This window comes from Bacillus sp. JJ1503 (assembly GCF_036965125.1).
Taxonomy (GTDB): domain Bacteria; phylum Bacillota; class Bacilli; order Bacillales; family Cytobacillaceae; genus Cytobacillus.
The window spans coordinates 1-14,607 of record NZ_JBALOZ010000383.1 but is presented as its reverse complement, the minus strand read 5'-3'; the positions used below and the strand labels follow the sequence as shown (position 1 = coordinate 14,607).

Here is a 14,607-nt window from a genome sequence, read left to right as displayed (position 1 = left end):
TTTTCATTCTAGAAGGTGTTTTTCCAATTTATAATGGGATTCGCTTATATCATCCATATTTACTTTTCTGGAATAATAAAGAAGCAATACTCTTCATTATTACTGCAATATTAATCGGATTTGGCCAAATCATTACTGATCGTTCTACTTGGCAGCGTATCTATTTAATTGAACCCGCTAAAATCCGTTCCACTTTTTGGTTAACAGGAACTCTTTTGGGAACAATTCCTCTAGCTCTTTCAGCAATGACACTAATCTCGATCTTTGATCAAAGATTTCAAGATTCATACTCATTGCTTTTTCAACTGATTCCGAAAATTGATTCTGTTCCACTGGTTGTTTTAATAATGTTATTCTTTTTTGGAACTTTTACTACTACTGCAAATGCAGAATTACATGCTACAACAGTTCTTATTGTTAAAAACTGTCTAAATGATTCAAAAAAATTGACGGCTCGCCAACTTTATCAATACTCATATCTTATTTCTGGTCTTCTATGTCTTGTACTATTAGTAATTAGTTCTACTATAGCACCAAGTTTACATCAACTTCTTTTCTTTTTCGGAAAGCTATATGCAGCTCTTATTCCAGTTATGCTTTGGGTAGTTTTCAGCAAGCGTCAGATATCATATCTTATCCCTTACAGTGCCTTGATCGGATGGTTAATTAGTATATTGTTTTTTTCTACTGCTGGGCCTCTTTTATCAATTTGGATCAGTTTTTCTATTTCTCTAGTCTGTGGGTTTTTCCTAATGGCTGTTGATGCTATTGTAAAAAGGGATACTCAGGGGTAAAAGCCGAACCTATAAAATTTTAAGGTGCGGCTTTTAATATTATTTTGTTAGTTCAAGAAATTCATTAATATCATCCACACAGAGTTGAACGGCTTTTTCCCAAAACTCATTTGTGGATAAGTCTACCTCCAAATGTTTCTTCGCTAAATCCTCTACTTTCATTGAAGCTGTGTCTTTCAATAACGCAATATACTTTTCTTCATAATCCTTTCCTTCCTCTAGAGCACGTGCATAAATGCCAAGTGAGAAAAGATAGCCAAAGGTATATGGGAAATTGTAAAATGGAACACCGGTAATATAGAAATGAAGCTTAGAAGCCCAAAATGTCGGATGATATTCTCCTAGCGATTGACCATAGGCTTCTTTTTGGGCGTCCTCCATTAGCTCATTTAATCTCTCTGTACTAACTGTTCCATTTTTGCGCTCTTCATAGAATCGAGTTTCAAATAAAAATCTCGCATGTATATTCATTAATAAGGCAACTGTTCTTTGAATTTTATCCTCGAGCAGGGCAATTTTCTCTTGTTTGGTTTGCGCTTTTTTAACAGCTGCATCAGATACAATCATTTCTGCAAGGGTAGAGGCTGTCTCCGCAACATTCATCGCATAGTTGCGGTTTAATAAATGTAAATCCCTCATGGCATAGGTATGAAAGCCATGCCCTAGTTCATGGGCTAACGTGGATACATTTGAAGGTGTACCTGAATATGTCATAAAGATTCTGGACTGGCTGCTCTCAGGAAAATACGTATGAAAACCTCCTGGAGATTTCCCGGGCCTGTCTTCTGCTTCGATCCATTTTTCTTCAAATGCCATTTTAGCAAATTCGGCCATCTCATCACCAAAATGCGAGAAATTTTCTAGAATAAATTCAGCACCTTCTTGATAAGAAAGCTTCGATTCCGTATTGTTGATTGGAGCATCTAGGTCATACCAGTTTAATTTTTCAACCCCAAGCAGTTCTGCCTTTCTGTTTAGAAATTTTACAAGAGGTTCTTTATTTTTTGAAATAACATCCCACATTGTATCGAGGGTTTCTTTGTCCATTCTATTAATAGCTAAAGGCTCCTTTAATACATCCTCCCATCCGCGCTGCTTGTAAACATTCAGTCTAAAGCCCGCTAAATGGTTTAAAGCTTTTGATAAATAATCGGTTTGTTCCTGCCAGGCCCGTTCCCATTTTTCAAATATATGTTTCCGGATTTCTCTGTCCGGATTAGAAAATTTATTTGCTGCTTGCCCAACAGACAGAAGTTTTTCTTCTCCATCCTCTTGGAAAGGAATTTTTATTTTTCCTACAATTAAATCATAAAGCTGGCTCCAACTATGATAGCCATCAACCCCAAGGGCATTAATCAGGCTTTCTTCTTCTTTGGATAGTTTCTCTGATGCTGTCTTGCGCCGTTCGGTTAGGACAAAAGACAATTCGCTGAGTCCATGCTCCTGCAGAAATTCCTCCCAAACGGTTGAGTCGTAGCTCGTTAATTTTTCATCAAATACGGTTAAAGCGTTTTGAAAGCTTGCACTTAGCCCAGTGATTTTTGCCCGGTGTTCACTCGCTTTCTTATCACTTGTATTTTGGGCTTGCAGACAACTGACAAATGCTCCAGCTTCACGCAGCTTCTTTGTTGCTATCTGAAAGCTTTCTATTAAGTTAATTAATGATGTTTTATCTGAAATTGAATTAGTTGTTTCCCATGTATGTACTTGTAAGCCAAATTCATTAATTTTCTCTTCTGTTGTATGTAAATGCTGAGCAAAAGCCTCTGAAGTGCTTCCGCCTTTAAAGAAAACATCTAAATCCCAAATAGTTGAATAGGTTGTTGCTGTCATTCTTTTTCCCCCTTTTCATTCAATAATTTTATTATAGGTTAACCTTCCAAAAGATTCTATTAATTAGAAACACTAACATCAACATAAAAATGAGGGCAATTAAACCCTCATTTTTATGTTGATGTCAGCCAACTTATATTTTAACAGCAGCCTGAGAAAAAAAAGAACCCGAAGAAAACAAGGAATAAGACTAGAAGAACAATAGCTAGCGCTAACCAGAATCCCCCACCGCCATAGTACGGGACAGGAGGATAAGCAAATGTATACGGATAATAGCCAAATGGCATTTTGATTCTGCCTCCCTTTTTACCTTCTATTTTTATGGTATGACTTTCGTGAAATATGCGTATAGGCAATAGTATATTCATGGAAAAAAGGGTTAAAAATAATTGCTCCTGGATAGTAGCAGCAGGGAAATATTTATCAAATTTCCAAAATCGGGACGAATCCTTTGCTTCTCTAATATAATATCCGTTAATATTGGAAGGGATTTATCTCTTATCTTATTAATTTGCAGTTGGAGTGAACGACATGACCATATCGATAAGAATAAAAAAACATTTAACATTTTTCGCATTTGCTTTTGCATTAGTTGCATCTGGCTGTTCAGCCGATGAACAGAAGCAGCCTTTAAAAAAAGAAGAGCCTGTTGAATCTGGCACCTTCGAGTTAAAAAAAGCAGCGCCTCAGCGTTTAGAGCAGATTTATGGGTTAGGATATCCGGGAAATGATACAGGGCTTTATATTGCCTCGCAAGAAGGTTTAAAAGTATTTTCTAATGGCGGATGGTTAGAAGAAAACTCCGAAAAACATGAATATATGGGATTCCAGGCAACAGTGGATGGATTTATGGCGAGCGGCCACCCTGAAAAAGGATCTGATCTTAAAAACCCCCTTGGCTTAGTATACAGCCAAGATAAAGGAGCAACTCTAGAAAAGCTCGCTTTCTACGGTGAGAGTAACTTTTATTTTTTATCTGTAAGCTATAACGGAAAGGTAATTTATATCATTAATCAGGAAAAAAATTCACAATTAGAGCCTGGGGTGTTTATCTCCGAAAATGAGGGGAAAACGTGGGAGCAGGTTCAACTAAATGGACTAGATGCAGACACACTAGGAATGATTGCTGCCCATCCAACGAATAACAGCTTAATGGCGATGTCAACGAAAAGTGGAATATTTTATTCTAAAGATCAAGGGGAAAATATGAATAAAGTTACTGATCCCATCATGTCAACTGCCTTGGCCTTTTCAGAAGACAACCTATATTATTCATCTGTTGAAAATAATAAGGTCCTTTTTTATAAAATGAACATCCATACATTGGAAGCTGAGCAAATTAGTATACCATTTTTAAGCTATGATAACCCGATTACGTTTATTTCTGTTAATCATAAAAATCAAAACACCCTTTCATTTGCTACTTATTTAAATGATGTTTATGAAACGTTTGATGGGGGTCAGAATTGGAAATTAGTTCTAAAGAACGGCAGAATTGAATAAGTCGAAAAAAGCACAATCACTAGCATTAAATCCATAAATGCAAGTGATTGTGCTTTACCATATTTATTGGCTATTTTTTCGTTTCTCCTTTTCCTTCTCTGCACGATAAAATTCATGAAACATTTTCATTAAAGCTCTTTTTTCAATTCTGGACACATAGCTTCTGGAAATGCCTAATTCCTTGGCAATTTCCCTTTGAGTTTTTTCTTTTTGCAGGTCTAGACCAAACCGGCCCACAATTACCTCCTTTTCTCTATCATCTAATACCCCTATATATTCCTTTACCTTTTCAAGCTCCATATTTAATTGGATTGTATTTATGACATCCTCTGAATCAGATTTCAGTACATCAATCAATGATATCTCATTTCCTTCTTTATCTTGCCCAATGGGGTCATGGAGAGAGACATCTTTTTTTGTCTTTTTTAAAGCCCGCAAATGCATCAAGATTTCATTCTCTATACACCGCGCCGCATAGGTGGCAAGCTTCGTGCCTTTCCCCTCTGAATAGCTTTCTATGGCTTTAATTAACCCGATTGTACCAATAGAGATTAAATCCTCAGAATCTTCCCCAGTATTTTCAAATTTTTTGACAATATGAGCTACGAGCCTTAAATTATGCTCGATTAGCATGTTTCGAGCATGTGTGTCGCCAGCAGCCATCAACCGCAAATACTTTTTTTCATCAGCAGCCGATAGCGGTTGAGGAAAAGCATTATTTTTTACATATGAAACGAGAAACACAATCTCTTTCACTAAATAGCCAAGCGCTGTTAATATTCCAGACATTATTTCCACCCCCGCTTTCAAACACTTTAGCCTTAACTAATTCCTATGTGCAAATAGAGTTGTTTTTGTCTGTCCACCTCATTTATTTTCCTCTGAAATATTTCCCACAGTCTTTTTCGAAGCTCTCATTCTATTCAAACGTGATTCTTGTAAATAGCCCAATTTTTTCTTTGCCTATTTACACCTTATATAGTAAAAACAGGCGTTTTCAATAGTACAATGTCCTCCCGTGATACATATATATGCAGTGAATAAGCTTATAAATCCTAAGGAGGAGTAGCAATGAGTAAGGACATGATGGAGTCTTTAGTAAATAAAGTCATTAAAATAAACAGAGGGGGACCAGAAACGGGCTCTGGAACTCTACTTGATGTTAAAGATGACTACCTAATTTTATTGAGTGAAAACGATGGAGTTGTATACTTCAAGAATCAGCACATTAAAAGTTTAACCGAAGGCTCAAATAACGGAAAAAATGGCAATAACGGACAAAACTACAGCCTCGATCAAATTAATTCTTTAGACTACGTTGCTCCAGATACTTTTGAAGAGCTATTAGAAGACTTGAGGTATCAATGGGTAACCATTAATCGAGGGGGACCAGAAAAAGTAGAAGGCATGCTTCATGATACGAACGGAGAGTTTGTCGCTCTTTTCTGCAATGAAGAACTGCTTCGTCTATCTATGTATCATATTCGAAGCATTAGTTACGGTGTAAAGGTTGAAGAAGAAGAAAATGACAATGATGAAAGCTAGGTAAACCTACTTGCATCCTTATAACTTAAAAGCATCAACAAAAATAAATTAAAAGGAGCTCAAAGAAATGGAATTCGGTCACTATTTAACTTCATTAGTTGGGAAAGACATTAATATCTTGTTAAGCGATGGAAATTCAATCGAAGGTGTTTTAGCAGCAATAAAAAGCGATTATTTTGTAGTCGAGACGGATAACAATATTATTTACCATAATATTAAAAATATGAAGGGATTTACAAGGAGTACAAAAAACTCAAATAATTCAAAAAACCAAAAGAACAAGAAATCAAAAACAACATTTGTAACTGATTATTCCTCTGAAGGGATGACATTAAGAGAGGTTCTCGAAGATCACCTCTCAAAATGGGTTTCCATTGACACCGACGGCACTCAAAACAACAACAACAACAACAACAAGCAAGGGTATACAGGCTTCCTTGCTGAGATTGGGGATGACTATATCATCTTAGTCGGAAAAGACGCACAGGTTTTTTTAAATATTTCTCATATAAACACTATTGTAAAAGCTAACGAGTCAAATATGCAATCCAATAATAACAGCCAAAATTCTAATGACAACTATGATAGTCGAATGAGTGTTATGCCATTTGAATCAATTTTTGGCGGATCACGCAGCTAAGGATGAACGAGCTAATTAATTATTCCTGCTATGAAAAAGAAAGGAGGGAAAATACTTGAAAAACATATTAAAAAAATTAATGGGTGAAAAAGTCAAATTACAGCTTCCTGGAAAAAAGATCATTGCAGGAATGGTAATCGAGATAGGGAGCGATGTATTGGTTTTGTTCGATGGGAAGGATTACCTATACCTTCCCATCGTTCATATTCAAAATATTACGAAATTAGAGCCTAAAGAAGATGATATTACACCTCCAACCGTAACACCGAATATTGAGCATGATGAAGAACTTTCTTTAAGAAAAGTACTCACACTTGGAAAAGGTATGTTTACTGAAATTTACATTACAGGCAATCAGCCAATCCCAGGCTTTATTTCAAGCATCATGAATAATTATTTTGTCTTCTTTTCACCTGTATATAAAACAATGCTCATATCCCTTAATCATTTGAAATGGCTGATCCCATATACAGCCAATCAAAGACCATACAGTTTGACAAATCAGCAGCTGCCTTTACAGCCACTCAATATTTCACTAGCAAGAACGTTGGAGGTCCAGATCGAAAAAATGGTCGATGAGCTAGTTATCCTTAATATAGGTGAAAACTCCGACTTTATAGGCAAATTAAATAAATTACAAAATAATTTTATTGAGCTCATCACTGCGAGAGAGGAACTCATCTATTTAAATATGCATCATATCAAAACTATTCACTTTACCAATATTTAAAAAGCCGCTGAAAAACAGCTTTATCCGCTTATAAAAGTTCCCCCTAAAAGATAAAAAAGGATTAACCATCATGCGGTTAATCCTTTTAAGTGTTTATTCAATTCCTACTGCTTCGACACTTACTTCGGAAAAAATAATGCAGCCAATTACAGAGCAAAGAACTGCTGCCATCACAATCGTGAACATGCGTTTGCCCCCCCTTTTAAGAACCCTTATTTAATATAAAATTAACACATTTGCGGCCTGTTCGTTTAGGTTAGGTGTGAACATTTTGTTAAATAAGAAAATCGGGAAGACATGTTATTTGCTCTGGCGTTTCTTTTTTCGTAATGAAAGCGTTAATAGAAGAACATGTAAAGCCAAGGCTATCTCCTCCCTAACTTAAAGCTAGGTGGTATCATTCTCCACCCATAAAATTGCTTGCCGTCCTTGCATAAGAAAAATCATTTTCATTACCACCTTTCTCTCCAATATTTTTATTATTAATTAAAATGGGCGATACAAAGTATACTGACGATCACGATTTTCTTCTTGAATTTTGTGAATCATCTCGTTATGCATAATTTCTTCAACTGATTGTTTACGTTTTTTAATTGTGATTGTTAGAAAAAAGATATTTAGTGTCATATATTTCCACCTCCTTGACACAAAAAGGCCGCAAAGAGAAATTCCCTGCGGCAAAAAGGCATAAAAAAGCCACAAGGAAACGATTCTCCCTGCGGCTTGGATGTGTATTGTTAAAATAAATTAAGCAATCCATTCCTTGTAGGTCGAATTCGTAAAGTATAAAATTTGAAGTGCTTTTGCAATTCCATTAACCATGATCATTTTATTCGACCTCCTTTTAGGAATTTTTTTACTTACAAAGGTAATTATATCCATATATGTGGAGTTTGTAAACCTTTTTATTTCATAAATTTGAAAATAATATTAAAATAGGCTGCTAACAATGAATTTCTTCTATTTCAAAGCCCTAACGATTTTCATGACAAGATCTGCGGAGTGTAAAGCCGCTTTATTTAAATACTGCTCAAAGGATACATCTGATTCCTTACCAGCAATATCTGATAAAGACCTTATAATCACAAACGGTGTTTCAAATTGATATGAAACTTGAGCAATAGCCGCAGCCTCCATTTCTACTGCCTGTAGATTGGAAAACTTTCCGCGAATATACTCAACTCTAACGGGATCATTCATAAATGAATCTCCAGTTGCGATTAATCCTCTTACCACTTGAATATCCTTAATTTCTTGAGCACATTCCTCTGCAATTTGTACTAATTTACTATTAGCTTCAAAGGCTGCGGGCAGCTGAGGCACTTGCCCATATTCGTAACCAAAAGTAGTAACATCTACGTCATGATGCCTTACCTCTGAAGATATAACGACATCCCCAACATTTAAATCAGGGTTCAAACCCCCAGCAGATCCGGTATTAATGATATAGTCAGGAGTAAACCTTTCTAGAAGTATAGCTGTTGATAATGCTGCATTTACTTTACCAATTCCGGAACGAAGTAGAATTACTTCAACACCATCCAGCCTTCCAGTTGTGTATTCACATCCAGCAATGACTATCTGACTTTTATCCTCTATTTTTTCACGCAATAATGTAACTTCTTCTTCCATTGCTCCAATAATACCAATTTTCATTTCCTTTTAGACCTCTTTCTTGTGTTTGTTTATCATCATGCATGTTCCCAATTTACCATTCTCATTTAATCCAATCAACTGAAATCTCATACTGACTTCCTCTATCTAATTTTCTAGGTTAAAATAAATTATAAATGAATGATAAAAAAGGAGGTCATATAGATGAACTTTAAGCTTGATTTAATTGAAGATAAAATCGAATTTTTCGAAGCCCATGACTTAAAATCGCTTGAAAAGAAAATCAGCATTCAGATTGAGCATAATAAAGCCATTCTGCTTCATGTACATCATGTATCACACCAGATGAATATGGACGAAAATGGAAAAACATTTTATTCAGCAGTCGTTCATTTTAAAGCAAAAAAATGAGGAAGGCTCATTGCCCCCCTCATTTGATTAAATTTATTAGTTTTCTATTTTATCAAGTTCTTCCACTTTCTCAGGTTTCCAGCCTTGGCCATCAACCCATTGCATATAAACGCGATACTTTTTTTGTTGGTCTTTTGATGAAATGGTGCCAACCGATCTATTATGCCCATTATTCCCTAAAAACCAAACAGTCATATTATCCTGTTCTACCCCTGCAGCATATGATAAAGCTTGCAGCATTTCTGCCCAATCAACTGAATCAGCATCATAAACAGATGTGTGTTCACCTGATTGAGATGTTCCAATTGGCTGCCAGCTAGGATTTACAATCGTCTTTTTTACATTTTCTTCTTCGCCGCCAGTAGTAACAACCGCTTCCTCTTCATTTGCAGGAGCAATTTCCTTTTTCTCAGGCTGGCTATCAGACTCTTTATCCGTATCAACTGTCTCTTCTTCTAGTTTAGATGAATCTCCTTGAGACGAATTATTTTCTCCTTTAACGGGGGTTTCATCTTCTGAGTCAGCAGGATCATCTTCCGGTGATTGATTTTCCTGACCTGAATCTGTCACCTTATTTCCTGACTGCTTTTCAGCCGTTTCTTCAGCGCTTCCCCCTAGAAAAATCGTTGCGGATACGACAATAATTAATAAAATAACGAAGCCAATTAACAAATTTAAGATTAAATTTGTTTTCCTTCTTTTTCCCCGCATATTTGAGCGGGATTCCCGGCTAGGTGAGCTATATTTTCCTTTCAAAAAATCTCCTCCCCATTTGCTTTTCTTCGTTTCATATCAATTGAGTGAAGCAAAGCATAAAAAAAATTACATTAACATTCAACCATGAAAACCACTTCTTTGTCCATATATGTGAACTAAACCATGCCTGATTGCTGTCTTTACCTCTTAAAGAGACGGATTAAGGTAAAGGAAAGTTTCACTTTACCATAAATCAATTGATTAAAACAGAGACTAATCATTTATTTTTTTATTGTATCATAGTCATAGATCTCTTTCACGATGTCTGCGAATAATGCATTGACACCACCCGTATCTGCAGTCACGCCTAAATTAACTGTCACAAGGGCATATTTAGGCTTATTGTAAGGAAAATAGCCGGCAAACCACTTATTATAAAGAGGCTTATCTCCATCAATTCTGCCGGTCTCACCGGTACCCGATTTCCCCGCTACCTCGTATGGAAGATTTTGAAACCATCTTCCGGTACCGTTCTCATTCACGACAACTTCCCTTAGGAGCTTTTGCAGTTTCATGGCTGTATAAGGGGAGATTATCTCTCCATCTAGTTTTTGTTTCTTAAAATCTAATAAAGATGTTTGATTCTTATATTCAACCTTTGATGCTACCCTCACCATTTCTTTTCCACCGCCTCTTGCAATCGTTGCCATCATATTTGCAACGGCTAGAGGTGTTCCTCTTACCTCATGCTGTCCTATACCAGTGAGACCAACATAATTAATATCCTTCTTCTCATCCTCAGTAAGGAATATTCTACCTTTGTCTTCCTCCTGCAGCTGTTTGAAGTCATGGAAATGATAAATATCTCCAGTCCATCCTACAGAACCTGTTAAGCTTAGTTTTTTTGCATAGTCTTCAATGATATTAGGATCAATATCCTTTAATTCCTTTGCTAAAGTTGCAAACGTATTATTACAGCTTCTTGCAAAGCTATTAGTAAAATCAAGCATGCCGTATTCAAATTGCAAATCTGGCTCTCCGTTAATTTTTTTGCTGCAGTCAAAAGTTCGAGAGGTTTTCGTAAGATCATGATCGATGGCAGCTGCTGCAATAACTGTCTTAAATACAGAACCCATAATCTGTTGTTTGAGGATTACATTTTCTGCTCCGCCAGCTGATTGATTGAAGGGGTCCTTTCGATTAAGCGATGGCCTTGAGACCATAGCCGCAACCGAGTTTGATTCAATATCCAACAGGATCATACCACCTTTTTTTACCCCATGCTGATCAGCAAGCTTTTCAGCCATGGCCTGTAAATTTGGATCGATTGTTGTCCTTATATTTACCGGGTAAAAAGGATTCGCCGGTTCAACATATTTAACGTTAATTCCAAATAGAGGGCCACCAGTCGCATCAACATGAAAAACAAGCTTGGATTTCCCGTCTGGCAATAGAAATTCATCGAAGCTTTTTTCCATTCCTGTTAAGCCAATCATAGTAGTTGAAGAAAGCTCTTTGTCTGGATAACGCTTTCGCAATAATTCTTCATTCTCACCAGTGATGCCAATTAAATGTTCTGCAGGATTATCCGTTAAATGGTATTTCTTCTCCACTGCAAATACACCAGGAATTTTTAAGCTATTTATTTTTTCCATTTGTCCCTCTGTTAAAAGGATTGGCTTTGGATCTCCATAGGCAAAGGGTACCTTTGCCTTTTCCACTGCATAGCGGAGGCCATATTCAGATACACCCATAATTTCAGCAACCTTCTCCAATTCCCAATCCATTTTTTTTAAAAAGGGAAACAAAATGAGGACTGGCAGACTTTTATGTGTAATGGAGCTTCCGTCCTTGTAGAGAAAATTTCCCCTTCCTGTGTCAAGCACCATTTCCTGTGACCTTTGACTTACACTTGCTTCAAGCAGATTGATTTGCCTTTTTGTGAAGTTTTCTGTCGACACCAATTGTAACTGGATTAATCTGCCGAGCAAAACAGAAAACATCAGTAAACAAATACAAAGCCACCCTATCGCTCTTCTTCTCCACATAATAAAACACCTCGTCAAAAGTTTTGACGAGGTTTCTTCTTTTCAAACTATTTTTTTACTTAATTGATACAATTCGTACATCCATGTCTCCACCAGGAGTTTGTACTTTCACTTCATCTCCAACCTTTTTCCCGAGCAGACTTTTGGCAATTGGGGAATCATTTGAGATTTTGCCATCAAATGGGTCTGCCTCAGCACTGCCGACAATCGTATACGTTTCTTCCTCACCATCTGGAAGCTCAATAAATGTAACTGAGCTGCCCAATGACACGGCATCTGCGGTCATTTCACTTTCAGAAATGATCTTTGCATTACGAATCATATTTTCAATCGTTGTAATTCGACCTTCAACGAAAGCTTGCTCTTCTTTCGCTGAATCATATTCAGAGTTCTCAGATAAATCTCCGAAGCTGCGTGCTATTTTAATGCGTTCAACAACCTCTTTACGCTTAACAGATTTCAAATACTCCAATTCCTGTTCAAGCTTTTCTTTTCCAGCTTGTGTCATAGGGAAAACCTTTTCAATTGCCAAAACCTTCACTCCTTCAATTTTTCACAACCCTTGTAGAATTGTGTTCTTTCTGTATTTTATGTAAGCACCCATGCCAATTTCTTGGCTTAAGGTGCATTTTTGCAAGATACTGCTGTGCAATGTACTTGTATAAATGGCCTTGCAGCCTATCTTGCTAATTAATATAGGAGCGCGACCTTTTTAGGGCGCGCACAGGTTTGTCCATTAAAGGGACCTTATTTTATTTTATTTTCTATGCTATTGTGTCACAAAAAAGACTTTTGTTCAAGAATTGTTTGAATTTTTGTTACCATTAAATCAATAGCGACATGATTATGTCCGCCCTCAGGAATGATAATATCCGCGTAGCGTTTTGTCGGCTCAATAAATTGATTATGCATCGGCCTGACAACGTTGATATATTGATCAATGACTGAATCCATTGTTCGTCCGCGTTCTTTAATATCTCTGAACAAACGGCGGATTATACGTAAATCAGCATCAGTATCGACAAAAAGTTTAATATCCATTAAATTCCTCAGCCGCTCATCTTCTAAAACAAGAATGCCTTCTAGAATAATAACATCCTTAGGCTCTACTTCAATAATCATTTCAGATCTGCTATGAATGGCATAATCGTAAACAGGCTTTTGAATGGACTCATATTGCAATAGTCTTTCAATATGCTCGATCAGTAAATCATTATCAAACGCAAGCGGGTGATCATAATTTGTTTTTAGACGTTCTTCAAAAGGTAAATGTGCTTGGTCTTTATAATAATAATCCTGTTCCAGCATTAAGATAGAGTGTCCATGAAAGCGGTCATAAATAGATTTTGCTACACTTGTTTTTCCGGAGCCAGAGCCGCCGGCAACACCGATAACAACTGGTTTGCGAGTCATGGTGATTAAATCTCCTTTCGCATCATGTTGTGAGGGTAAACCGGCTTATTTAGCTTAAACTGCACAATTTGCATCGGATGACGGGCAGCATCAAGCTCTTTACCTTTTTCATCCCAAACTTTATCGATCACATGAGTGAAACTTTCAATTTCAGGACCAAAAAACTCGACTTCTTGGCCTGGCTTGAAATGATTGCGCTGCTGCAATGTAACGATTTGCGTCTCAGGATTATAGTCTAAAACTAAGCCAACGAAATCAGAATTCGTCTTTTTGCTATGATTTCCAAACATTTGCTCCTTATACCCAGGAATTCCCTCAAAAAATGCTGGAGCAGTTTCACGATTTGCACACTTAGCCAATTCATCAAGCCATTCCTGCTTAATTTTGAAGTTTTCAGGATCAGCACAATACGCATCTATTACTTTACGGTATACACTTACGACAGTAGCCACATAATGAATAGATTTCATTCGACCTTCAACTTTCAAGCTGTCGATACCAAGCTCGATCATTTGGGGAATAGATTGAATTAAATTTAAATCCTTTGGACTCATCGCAAAAGGGGCATCGCCTTCATTAAAGAATGAAACTTCATTTTCGCCTTCTAATTTATACAGATCATAGTCCCAGCGGCATGATTGGCAGCATCCTCCACGGTTTGAATCACGTGCTGTCATATGATTGCTTAGTGTGCATCGGCCTGAATAAGCAATACACATAGCGCCATGGACAAAGGTCTCAATCTCGATATCTACCTTTTCCTTCATTTCACGAATTTCTTCCGCACTCGTTTCACGGGCAAGAACGACACGCTCTAATCCTTCTTCTTTCCAGAACTGAACAGCCTTCCAGTTCGATAAGGATTGCTGAGTACTTAAGTGAACTTCGATTTCCGGTGCAACTCTGCGGCACGTTTCAATAATAAGAGGGTCCGCCACTATAATCCCTGCAACTCCGGCTTCACTTAAGCCTTTCATATAATCTTCCAGTCCATCGATATTCTCATTATGTGCGAAAATATTCGTTGTCACATAAATTCTCGCTCCATATTTTTTTGCGAATTCAACGCCTTCCTTCATCTCTTCAAATGTAAAATTATCTGCATTTGAACGTAAGCCGTATTCCTGTCCGCCGATAAATACTGCATCAGCGCCATAATGAACGGCAATTTTAAGTTTTTCTAAGTTACCAGCTGGTGCGAGCAATTCAGGTTTTTTCACAATCACCCGTTTGCCATTCACCATCTTTGAAATTTTATCTTTCACCGCTGCCATTATACAGCTCCCCTTTCAAGTTTAATCAATTGCGCTTTGACGTATTTGCGCCCTATACTCACGAGCTTGCTCGAAAAGTTTCATTTGAAAAATCGAGGCATCCGCC

General features: G+C 37.1%; 15 protein-coding genes and 1 pseudogene. 6 read left to right on the top strand and 10 right to left on the bottom strand.

Annotated features, from left to right (window positions below; genetic code table 11):
• Positions 1–794, top strand: a pseudogene (locus V7149_RS23360) (hypothetical protein); the annotation flags it as partial.
• Between the two features lie 39 nt (positions 795–833).
• On the opposite strand, the gene V7149_RS23355 reads toward V7149_RS23360, so the two are convergent.
• Positions 834–2,627 carry a M3 family oligoendopeptidase gene (locus tag V7149_RS23355; protein ID WP_335347975.1) on the bottom strand — a complete coding sequence of 598 codons (1,794 nt, stop codon included), beginning with the start codon at positions 2,625–2,627 and terminating at the stop codon, positions 834–836.
• A gap of 140 nt (positions 2,628–2,767) precedes the next feature.
• Complete coding sequence (locus V7149_RS23350) at positions 2,768–2,914, bottom strand: hypothetical protein (RefSeq protein WP_335347974.1); 147 nt, start codon at positions 2,912–2,914, stop codon at positions 2,768–2,770.
• A 244-nt stretch (positions 2,915–3,158) separates the two neighbouring features.
• Between V7149_RS23350 and V7149_RS23345 the strand changes: the two genes are divergently transcribed.
• Positions 3,159–4,130, top strand: coding sequence for a F510_1955 family glycosylhydrolase (locus V7149_RS23345; protein ID WP_335347973.1), 972 nt, complete (start codon positions 3,159–3,161; stop codon positions 4,128–4,130).
• A gap of 63 nt (positions 4,131–4,193) precedes the next feature.
• Here the strand turns inward: V7149_RS23345 and sigK are convergent, their stop codons facing one another.
• Complete coding sequence (gene sigK / locus V7149_RS23340; protein WP_066293162.1) at positions 4,194–4,919, bottom strand: RNA polymerase sporulation sigma factor SigK; 726 nt, start codon at positions 4,917–4,919, stop codon at positions 4,194–4,196.
• A gap of 282 nt (positions 4,920–5,201) precedes the next feature.
• Here sigK and V7149_RS23335 point away from each other — a divergent pair, with 282 nt between their 5' ends.
• The 3 genes from V7149_RS23335 (at position 5,202) to V7149_RS23325 (ending at position 7,045) form a co-directional block, all read left to right on the top strand.
• Positions 5,202–5,675, top strand: a complete 474-nt coding sequence (locus V7149_RS23335; RefSeq protein WP_335347972.1) for a hypothetical protein — start codon at positions 5,202–5,204, stop codon at positions 5,673–5,675.
• 67 nt (positions 5,676–5,742) lie between these two features.
• Positions 5,743–6,315, top strand: a complete 573-nt coding sequence (locus tag V7149_RS23330; RefSeq protein WP_335347971.1) for a hypothetical protein — start codon at positions 5,743–5,745, stop codon at positions 6,313–6,315.
• A 55-nt stretch (positions 6,316–6,370) separates the two neighbouring features.
• Positions 6,371–7,045, top strand: coding sequence for a DUF2642 domain-containing protein (locus V7149_RS23325; RefSeq protein WP_335347970.1), 675 nt, complete (start codon positions 6,371–6,373; stop codon positions 7,043–7,045).
• A gap of 486 nt (positions 7,046–7,531) precedes the next feature.
• On the opposite strand, the gene V7149_RS23320 is transcribed toward V7149_RS23325, so the two are convergent.
• Positions 7,532–7,672, bottom strand: a complete 141-nt coding sequence (locus V7149_RS23320) for a YrzI family small protein (RefSeq protein ID WP_335347969.1) — start codon at positions 7,670–7,672, stop codon at positions 7,532–7,534.
• 333 nt (positions 7,673–8,005) lie between these two features.
• A complete protein-coding gene (mtnN, locus tag V7149_RS23315) occupies positions 8,006–8,701 on the bottom strand; it encodes a 5'-methylthioadenosine/S-adenosylhomocysteine nucleosidase (protein WP_335347968.1) in 696 nt (231 codons plus the stop codon).
• 162 nt (positions 8,702–8,863) lie between these two features.
• On the opposite strand from mtnN, the gene V7149_RS23310 reads away from it, so the two are divergent.
• Positions 8,864–9,070, top strand: a complete 207-nt coding sequence (locus V7149_RS23310; RefSeq protein WP_335347967.1) for a DUF2536 family protein — start codon at positions 8,864–8,866, stop codon at positions 9,068–9,070.
• 36 nt (positions 9,071–9,106) lie between these two features.
• Here the strand turns inward: V7149_RS23310 and V7149_RS23305 are convergent, their stop codons facing one another.
• The 5 genes from V7149_RS23305 to V7149_RS23285 form a co-directional block, all read right to left on the bottom strand.
• A complete protein-coding gene (locus V7149_RS23305; protein ID WP_335347966.1) occupies positions 9,107–9,826 on the bottom strand; it encodes a DUF1510 family protein in 720 nt (239 codons plus the stop codon).
• A 221-nt stretch (positions 9,827–10,047) separates the two neighbouring features.
• Entirely contained in the window at positions 10,048–11,814 is a 1,767-nt protein-coding gene (locus tag V7149_RS23300; protein WP_335347965.1) for a peptidoglycan D,D-transpeptidase FtsI family protein, read from the bottom strand.
• A 55-nt stretch (positions 11,815–11,869) separates the two neighbouring features.
• On the bottom strand, positions 11,870–12,346 hold the full coding sequence (gene greA / locus V7149_RS23295; protein WP_335347964.1) for a transcription elongation factor GreA: 477 nt from the start codon (positions 12,344–12,346) through the stop codon (positions 11,870–11,872).
• Between the two features lie 245 nt (positions 12,347–12,591).
• Complete coding sequence (gene udk, locus V7149_RS23290; RefSeq protein ID WP_335347963.1) at positions 12,592–13,227, bottom strand: uridine kinase; 636 nt, start codon at positions 13,225–13,227, stop codon at positions 12,592–12,594.
• 5 nt (positions 13,228–13,232) lie between these two features.
• Positions 13,233–14,501, bottom strand: a complete 1,269-nt coding sequence (locus tag V7149_RS23285) for a peptidase U32 family protein (RefSeq protein ID WP_335347962.1) — start codon at positions 14,499–14,501, stop codon at positions 13,233–13,235.
• Positions 14,502–14,607: the final 106 nt, after the last annotated feature.

What these genes read in the sequence shown, in the direction of transcription:
- V7149_RS23320 (WP_335347969.1), bottom strand. Translation starts at nt 7,672, where the DNA reads ATGACACTAAATATCTTTTTTCTAACAATCACAATTAAAAAACGTAAA.
- V7149_RS23310 (WP_335347967.1), top strand. Translation starts at nt 8,864, where the DNA reads ATGAACTTTAAGCTTGATTTAATTGAAGATAAAATCGAATTTTTCGAA.
- V7149_RS23345 (WP_335347973.1), top strand. Translation starts at nt 3,159, where the DNA reads ATGACCATATCGATAAGAATAAAAAAACATTTAACATTTTTCGCATTT.
- V7149_RS23350 (WP_335347974.1), bottom strand. Translation starts at nt 2,914, where the DNA reads ATGCCATTTGGCTATTATCCGTATACATTTGCTTATCCTCCTGTCCCG.
- V7149_RS23335 (WP_335347972.1), top strand. Translation starts at nt 5,202, where the DNA reads ATGAGTAAGGACATGATGGAGTCTTTAGTAAATAAAGTCATTAAAATA.
- udk (WP_335347963.1), bottom strand. Translation starts at nt 13,227, where the DNA reads ATGACTCGCAAACCAGTTGTTATCGGTGTTGCCGGCGGCTCTGGCTCC.
- sigK (WP_066293162.1), bottom strand. Translation starts at nt 4,919, where the DNA reads ATGTCTGGAATATTAACAGCGCTTGGCTATTTAGTGAAAGAGATTGTG.
- V7149_RS23285 (WP_335347962.1), bottom strand. Translation starts at nt 14,501, where the DNA reads ATGGCAGCGGTGAAAGATAAAATTTCAAAGATGGTGAATGGCAAACGG.
- V7149_RS23330 (WP_335347971.1), top strand. Translation starts at nt 5,743, where the DNA reads ATGGAATTCGGTCACTATTTAACTTCATTAGTTGGGAAAGACATTAAT.
- V7149_RS23300 (WP_335347965.1), bottom strand. Translation starts at nt 11,814, where the DNA reads ATGTGGAGAAGAAGAGCGATAGGGTGGCTTTGTATTTGTTTACTGATG.
- mtnN (WP_335347968.1), bottom strand. Translation starts at nt 8,701, where the DNA reads ATGAAAATTGGTATTATTGGAGCAATGGAAGAAGAAGTTACATTATTG.
- V7149_RS23355 (WP_335347975.1), bottom strand. Translation starts at nt 2,627, where the DNA reads ATGACAGCAACAACCTATTCAACTATTTGGGATTTAGATGTTTTCTTT.